The organism is Haladaptatus sp. W1, from assembly GCF_001723155.1.
GTDB classification, from domain to species: Archaea; Halobacteriota; Halobacteria; order Halobacteriales; family Haladaptataceae; genus Haladaptatus; species Haladaptatus paucihalophilus.
The window spans coordinates 1-6695 of the sequence record NZ_MEIH01000379.1; the positions used below are offsets into that span (position 1 = coordinate 1).

The 6695-nt window shown below is 61.6% G+C and carries 4 protein-coding genes and 2 pseudogenes; 2 read left to right on the plus strand and 4 right to left on the minus strand.

Going from position 1 to position 6695, the window contains the following annotated elements; genetic code table 11:
- The 3 genes and pseudogenes from BG842_RS29320 to BG842_RS23155 form a co-directional block, all read right to left on the minus strand.
- The coding region (locus tag BG842_RS29320) for a PQQ-binding-like beta-propeller repeat protein (protein WP_394327497.1) at window positions 1-559 on the minus strand (559 nt) is incomplete at its 3' end.
- Between the two features lie 603 nt (window positions 560-1162).
- Window positions 1163-1762: pseudogene (locus tag BG842_RS23150) on the minus strand (lyase family protein); the annotation flags it as partial.
- Window positions 1755-2924, minus strand: coding sequence for an argininosuccinate synthase (locus BG842_RS23155; protein ID WP_069452646.1), 1170 nt, complete (start codon window positions 2922-2924; stop codon window positions 1755-1757). The gene BG842_RS23155 and the pseudogene BG842_RS23150, both read right to left, overlap by 8 nt.
- 351 nt (window positions 2925-3275) lie before the next feature.
- On the opposite strand from BG842_RS23155, the gene BG842_RS23160 reads away from it, so the two are divergent.
- Both BG842_RS23160 and BG842_RS23165 read left to right on the plus strand, forming a co-directional pair.
- Entirely contained in the window at window positions 3276-4391 is a 1116-nt protein-coding gene (locus BG842_RS23160) for a hypothetical protein (RefSeq protein WP_069452647.1), read from the plus strand.
- 62 nt (window positions 4392-4453) lie between these two features.
- Window positions 4454-4954: a 2'-5' RNA ligase family protein gene (locus tag BG842_RS23165; RefSeq protein WP_069452648.1), complete on the plus strand. Its 501-nt coding sequence runs from the start codon at window positions 4454-4456 to the stop codon at window positions 4952-4954.
- 19 nt (window positions 4955-4973) lie between these two features.
- Here BG842_RS23165 and BG842_RS23170 read toward each other — a convergent pair.
- Window positions 4974-6695, minus strand: a pseudogene (locus tag BG842_RS23170) (ATP-dependent DNA helicase); the annotation flags it as partial.

Below are 6695 nucleotides of genomic sequence, written 5' to 3' on the forward strand. Positions count from 1 at the left end.
CGTAGGCTTCTAGTCGTCCAGCTGCTCCGTCTTGAGTCGCACTGCTAACGTAAAGGTGGTTGCCAAGGACTGGCGTGGTCGTGATCGTTCCGAGTTCTGTTGAAGCCTCCCATCGCGTCGTTCCATCTGAAACATTAAGCGCGAGAATCTTTCCATCACTTTCACAGAGAACCACGAGTGATTCGTCCGCTGCAGCTGGTTGTACGACGATTCCAGTCTGTCGCTTCCACACGACGTTCCCGTTGTGGATGTCAATTGCGTACACGGCTCCTGTACCCGCACTAATCGGGACGATGGCAACATCCCCAACGACGGTTGGTATCGTTCCTCTACCACCGAGACGCCGTATCCACGTTTTGGTCCAATTACGGCGCTCAACACCTACCGATCGGAAACCGTCCGAGAACGTTACCCGTTGATCTACGACTGTTGGCGTTGAGATGTCGGCGGATCGACCCGCAATTTTCGTTGTTCGCTCGCCGGCGGCGTCAAAGACGCCGAGATATTTACCGGCTGTAACTGGGGCGTATATACCTGATTCATCCACGACAGGGGTCACGACACTCGGCTCAGTTTCGGCCGTTAGCGGAGTCTGCCACGCGACGACGGCGTTTTCACCCGGTCCACTGGTAGTGACGTGTCCGGTTCGCTTGGCATTGCTTCGGTACGTCGGCCGCGTCCGAATTGAATCTTCTCGTTCGTGGGTTTTGTTTCGATCTGGATCGGTACGCTCTGTGTTCCCGGTGCTCGGTGTAAGCAGCCAGAGAGCGAGAGGCCGATACCGAGAGCGAGGAACGAACGACGGTTCAGTGAACCGTTAGTGGGGGCCAACATATGTACAGTAACGCTCTCGTATCGTATAACTCTAGGTATAAATTTTATTTAGACGCACCCTCCGCAAATGTCCTCATAGAAGACGATTGAGTGGTCTACCGTCTCCCGGTTGAAGTTACTCCCATTTGCAGAGAACGTACTCCGGGAGTAGAGTCGCATCAGATTGAACTGACCCTCATTACCGTGCCAACTCGCCATCGTTGCCGGTCGGAACGTACAAGTGTCGTCACCGGCGTCGCCGTCAATGTTGATGTCCCACGCACCCATCTGCTCGTTGTCACTCGTTACGACATCAATGTCAAAGTCGCTCTGCGTGTAAGTGTAGGAGTATCCGACCGACCCACCACCCATCGAGCAGGCGTGCCGTATCGCGCGAAACCGCCTGTTCGTAGGACGCGAGGAAGTGCCCGACGGTCGTCGGTTGCGCGGGCTGAAGGTGGGTGTAGCCCGGCATCACCGTCTCTGCGTGCGATTCCGCGGCGTCGAGCAGGGCCGAGCGGAGCGCCGTCGTGGTTTCGAGGAGCGAGAGAACGTCCTCGCGGAGGCGATAGCGGATGCAGGTCGCCACCTCGTCGTTCCGACTGCGGGCGGTGTGCATCTTCCCGCCGTCGTGGCCGACCCGTCCGACGACCGCCGTTTCGATGGCGGCGTGAACGTCCTCGCCCTCGGGGAGCGTCTCGTGGCCCTCGACTTCGACCACGTTCAGCGCGGTGAGGATTTCGCCCGCTACCTCGTCGTCGATGATGCCCTGTTCGGCCAGCATCACGACGTGGGCGCGGTCGATTTCGAGGTCCGCCGCGAAGATGCGCTCGTCGGCCGCGAGCGACGAGAGAAACCCGCGGGCGGGACCGCCGCTGAAGCGGTCGCCGCGAACGACGTCTCCGTCCCCGAAGTCGTCCTCACTCGCCGCGTGTCCGCCGTCACTCATCGTTCGCGAGACGTGATTGATAGCCGTGGTATTTCGCGACCCCTGTCGCGTCGGCCTGCTCGATTTTGCCGACCGTCTCGGTGTTGAACGAGGCGGCGTCCTCGGAGTAGACGGCGTGTTCGCTCTCGCGGGCGACCGCGCGGGCCTGCCCGCCCTGGAATTTGATGGTGACCGTGCCGGTCACCTTCTCCTGCGTGGTGTCGATGAAGCCGTCGAGGGCGTCCACGAGCGGCGCTGAGAGGAGGCCTTCGTAGGCCTTCTCGGCCCACTGCTGGTCGATACTCGTCTTGAACGAGCGCTCCTCCTTCGTCAGCACCAATCCTTCGAGCGCCTCGTGGGCGTTGAGGAGCGTCGTCGCGGCGGGGTGTTCGTAGTTCTCGCGGACCTTCAGGCCGAGCATGCGGTCTTCCATCAGGTCGGTGCGACCGACGCCGTGTTTTCCGGCGAGTTCGTTGAGGTACTCGATGAGCGACACCGCGTCCATCGCTTCGCCGTCAACGGCGACCGGTTTGCCCTCCTCGAATTCGATTTCGACGAGTTCGGTTTCCGCGCCGGGTGCGAGAGTCCACTCGTAGATGTCCTCCGGCGGGACGTAGCCGGGGTCTTCGAGATTGCCTCCTTCGACGGAGCGGCTCCAGAGGTTCGTGTCGATGCTCCAGACGCCCTCGTTGCCGCCCTCGACGGGCAGGTCGTGTTCGTCGGCGTATCCCATCTCCCATTCGCGTGTCAGCCCCATCTCGCGTACGGGGGCGATGACCTCCAAGTCGGAGGCGCGCCAGACCGCCTCGAAGCGCAACTGGTCGTTCCCTTTGCCGGTACAGCCGTGGGCCACGGCGTCACAGTCGTTTTCCTTCGCCACGTCGAGAATCGCTTCGGCGATGACGGGGCGGGCGAGCGCGGTGCCGAGGGGATAGCTCTGATACGTCGCGTTCGCTTTCACCGCGTCGAGACACTGCTCCGCAAACGCGTCCTTGGCGTCCACGACGTAGTGGTCCAAATCCAATGCCTCCGCAGTTTCCTCCGCTTCTGCAAACTCCTCTTCGGGTTGACCCACGTCGACAGTGACGCCGATAACGTCGTCGTAGCCGTACTCCTCTTCGAGGAGTGGGACGCATACTGTCGTGTCGAGTCCGCCCGAGAAGGCGAGTGCAACCGTTTTCATTGTACGAGTCGCCAGGGGCTACACCTACTTAAATTCTTCTCAATAATTTGAGAAATAAAATCGGAGGACAGACTAAAGACGAGTTAATCACAGGTGAGTGCGTTTTGAACGAACATCGGAACGGAGTGGAATAGGTATTATTGGGACTAGAAAAGCCCCGGTCGTCGTCGCACGCAGAATGAGTCGCGGACGGACTCGTCGCTCATCGGAGGACAAACCCCGGTGACGCGAGTCCGCGACATTACCGAGTCTTTCCGTCGCTCACCCCTTAAAGCCTTTCGGCACGGCAACGATTGCCAGCGGTTCCCTCCGTAGACAGATTTTATTGTGTTCCGACGGTAACGTCGTGGAATGCGACGGCTACCCGCCCTCCTATTGGCCCTCCTCGTCCTGACCTCCGGCTGTTCGGGGTTTCTCCCGTGGTCCGACTCCGGTTCTAGCGGAGGAACACCGACCGCGACTTCGACCGGTTCGCTGTCGCCGCCGCCCGGCGCGAATGGACAGTGGATATTCGACGCCGAGCGGTTGGTGGCCGCACACGAATCGGCGCTCGAATCGGAGCCCTATCGAGTGAACGTTCGTATCCGCCCGAGACAGGACGTCGGGTCGAGAAACTGGATGAACTCGACCCTCACCGCGCACGTGGGAGGTGGCCGCGTGGGAATACGGGAGGCGGGTGACGGAGTGGTAGTGAACAAAATGAGGAACCCGTATCGAGGGTACACGAGGAACGATAGCGTAGCATGGTGCCAACTCGCGGACGACACCTGCCGAGTTAATTCCGGGGAGAGCTCCAATTTCATCCGGCAACGCATCGGGTCCGTTGCTCCACGAATGAAAACCATCCTCTCCAGCGCGGACTTCCTCGCGAACGGAACGACGGTTCGCAACGGAACGAAGTTGTACCGATACGAGGCCTCGGGGTCCTCGACGCTTGAAGACGTCGAGACGCTCTCCGCGACCGCACTCGTCGACGAACGCGGCATCATCCACGACCTATCCGGAACGGTTCAAACGACGGGAACACGCTCCGCGACCGTCGAGTTCGACTATCGGCACGAGTTGGTTTCGAACCCACCCACGCCCCCGAAGTGGATGGACGACCGTCCGCGACTGACCGTTCACCGAAACGCGAGCGAGATTACCGTCGAACACCACGGCGGGGAGCGTATTCTGGCGGGAACGAACGTCTCACTCTTCCTCGGAAACGATACGGTCGGCGCGAGTGGTAAAGTCAAACTCCCCAAATCGCTCGGAAACGGTGACGTCGCCCACATCACGGTCACCGTCCTCGAAGACACGAAGGGGCATTCATATCGTATCGCCGGAAACGCGACGGTCAACCGTCTGCAGTCGAATGATTCGGCGATAAACCACACCGAGTGGACGTCGAGTGTCAGCCTCCGAATGGAGAAGTGGTGGATTTCGATTTGGGGCTCCGCGATACGGAACGGCAGCACCGCATGAGTCCAGCGGGTCCCGACCGACAAACGCCACCCTGATATTCTTCCCACCGCTCGAACCGAACAGTGTTCAGCCTCAACGTCCCGGTTCCCGGCGACATCGCTCGACTCGCGGAGGAGCTACGCCCCTCCCTCTACGGGTTCGACAAGGTTCGTGACCGACGGACGCTCGTCGTCAAACGCTTCGGTAACGACGAGAGCTACGACCGACTGGAGATGCGAGTCCGAACCGCGCTCGTCGGAACGCCCGCGTTCGAGGCGAAAGTTTCGGGCATCGACTACTTCGAAACCCCGACCCGCGGCGTGGGTCCCGTCGTCTACCTCGGCGTCGAAAGCCCCGGCCTGCAGCGCCTCCACGACGAACTGACCGAGGAGTTCGGGATCATCGAGGGGTTGGAAGGAGAGGATTACGTTCCGCACGTCACGCTGGCGCGCGGTGGGGACGTGGAGACGGCGCGGCAACTCGCCCAACGCGATATCGATTCGATTTCGTGGAGCGTCACGGAACTCCACCTCTGGGATGCAAAGTACGAGGAGACCGCCGCCAGAATCGCGCTTCCCGTCTGATTCGCTCTCGGTTCCGTTTTTACTGCGGTTTCGGCGGGTCGCCGTCCCACGCGTCCTTGTCCGTGAAGAAGTTCAGCATGGCGAACTTGAGCTTTTCCGGCGCGATGTCGATGGTCTCCCCGCGTTCCTCGGGCGGGAACGTCTCCCGAACGCTGTACTTCCCCATCTCTCGGACGCTCTTCTCGGTGTAGCGTTTGTCGAGGAGGATGCGAACGCCGAAGTCCTCGGCGAGCGAATCACCCGCCCGAGCGCCTGCCGAGTCTTCCGAATCGTCGGGATCTCCACGGCGTACTCCCAGCCCGAATTCCGGCCGGAGCGGTCCGCGAACACCGTATCGTAGGCTTCCTGCACCGCGTCCATCCGGTCGTCCAGGTGCGGGTACGGGACGCCGACCACGACGACGGTCCGCGCGTCGTCGCCGTCGAAACTGACGCCCTCTGCCAGCGTCCCCCACAGCGAGGTGAAGAGCACGCCGTTGCCGTCCGACGTGAACTGCTGGCGGAGTTCCTCGACGGGGGTTCCGGCCTCGTCGAAGTAGAGGGTCGCATCGACGCGGTTCCGAACGAGGTCGCGGTAGCGCTCCGCCTCGGCGTAACTCGGGAAGAAGACGAGCGTGTTCCCGGCGGTGAACCGAACCGCGTCGGTCAACGCCTCGGCGATGGTCTCCTGCGTCTCCGGGTCGCTTCGCTCGCTGGCGAACAACGCCGGGGTCTCCGCCGCGAAGGTGCGACGGTTCTCCTCCGGGAACTGGAGTCCGTAGGCCAGCGTGACGGGTTCCGAGAGCCCCAACACGTCCGACAGCACGTCGAACGGGCGGAGCGTCGCGCTCATCAGCACCGTTGCGTACACCTCGTCGAACAGGGCTTGCGTCACCTCGCGCGGGATGCAGGTGTACAGTTCCGCCCGTCCGTACACTTGGTCGGTTCCCTCGTCGCGCCGCACCGCGACGACCGGATACTGTCCGAGTTCTGCCCCCTCGTCCATGTAGGACTTGACGAACGCCGCGGCCTGCAACGTCTGGCACTCCTTTCGCGTCGTCGCGTCGCCCTCCTTGTAGGCGTCCTCGTACTTCTGGTCGAGTTCCTTGGCGAGCGAGAGCGCGTCGTCCAACTCCGCGTCGATTCCCTTCCCGGAGTACTCCTGCAGGAAGTTCAGCGTCAGGTCGTCGCGCTTGTTCTCGTTCGCAACCGATACGTCCTGCCAGTTCTCGCCGATCGCTTCGCGCTCGCCGAAACCGAACGAATCCTCGTAGGTGGCTTTCAGCGCGCGCTGGAACGCGGCGAGGACGTTGAATCCCGCCTCGCTCCGGAAGTCGTCGCTCTCCTGGAGTTCGTCCAGCGCGCTGTCGATGGTGTTCTCGGTCAGCGTGCGCGAGGGTGGTCGCGGGCCGTCCCCTCGATGTTGTGCGCCTCGTCGAAGATGGTGATGACGTCTCCGGGTCGCGGCCCAACCACCGGAAGAACTGCTCGCGTATCATCGGGTCGAGGAGGTGGTGATAGTTGCAGACGACCAAATCCACGCCCTCCATCCCGTCCTTCAGCAGTTCGTAGCCGCACATCTGCTGTTGCTCGGCGTACTCGTAGATGTCGTCGGGCGTCCGAACGCCGTCGTAGAGCCACTGATAGAACTCCTCGGTGTTCCCGTGAGGTTGTTGTAGTAGTACTCACAGACGTTCTTCCTTCAGATTCTCCACCTCGTCCTGAATCTGTTCGAGTTCGTCCATCACCGCGCTGCGCGCCTC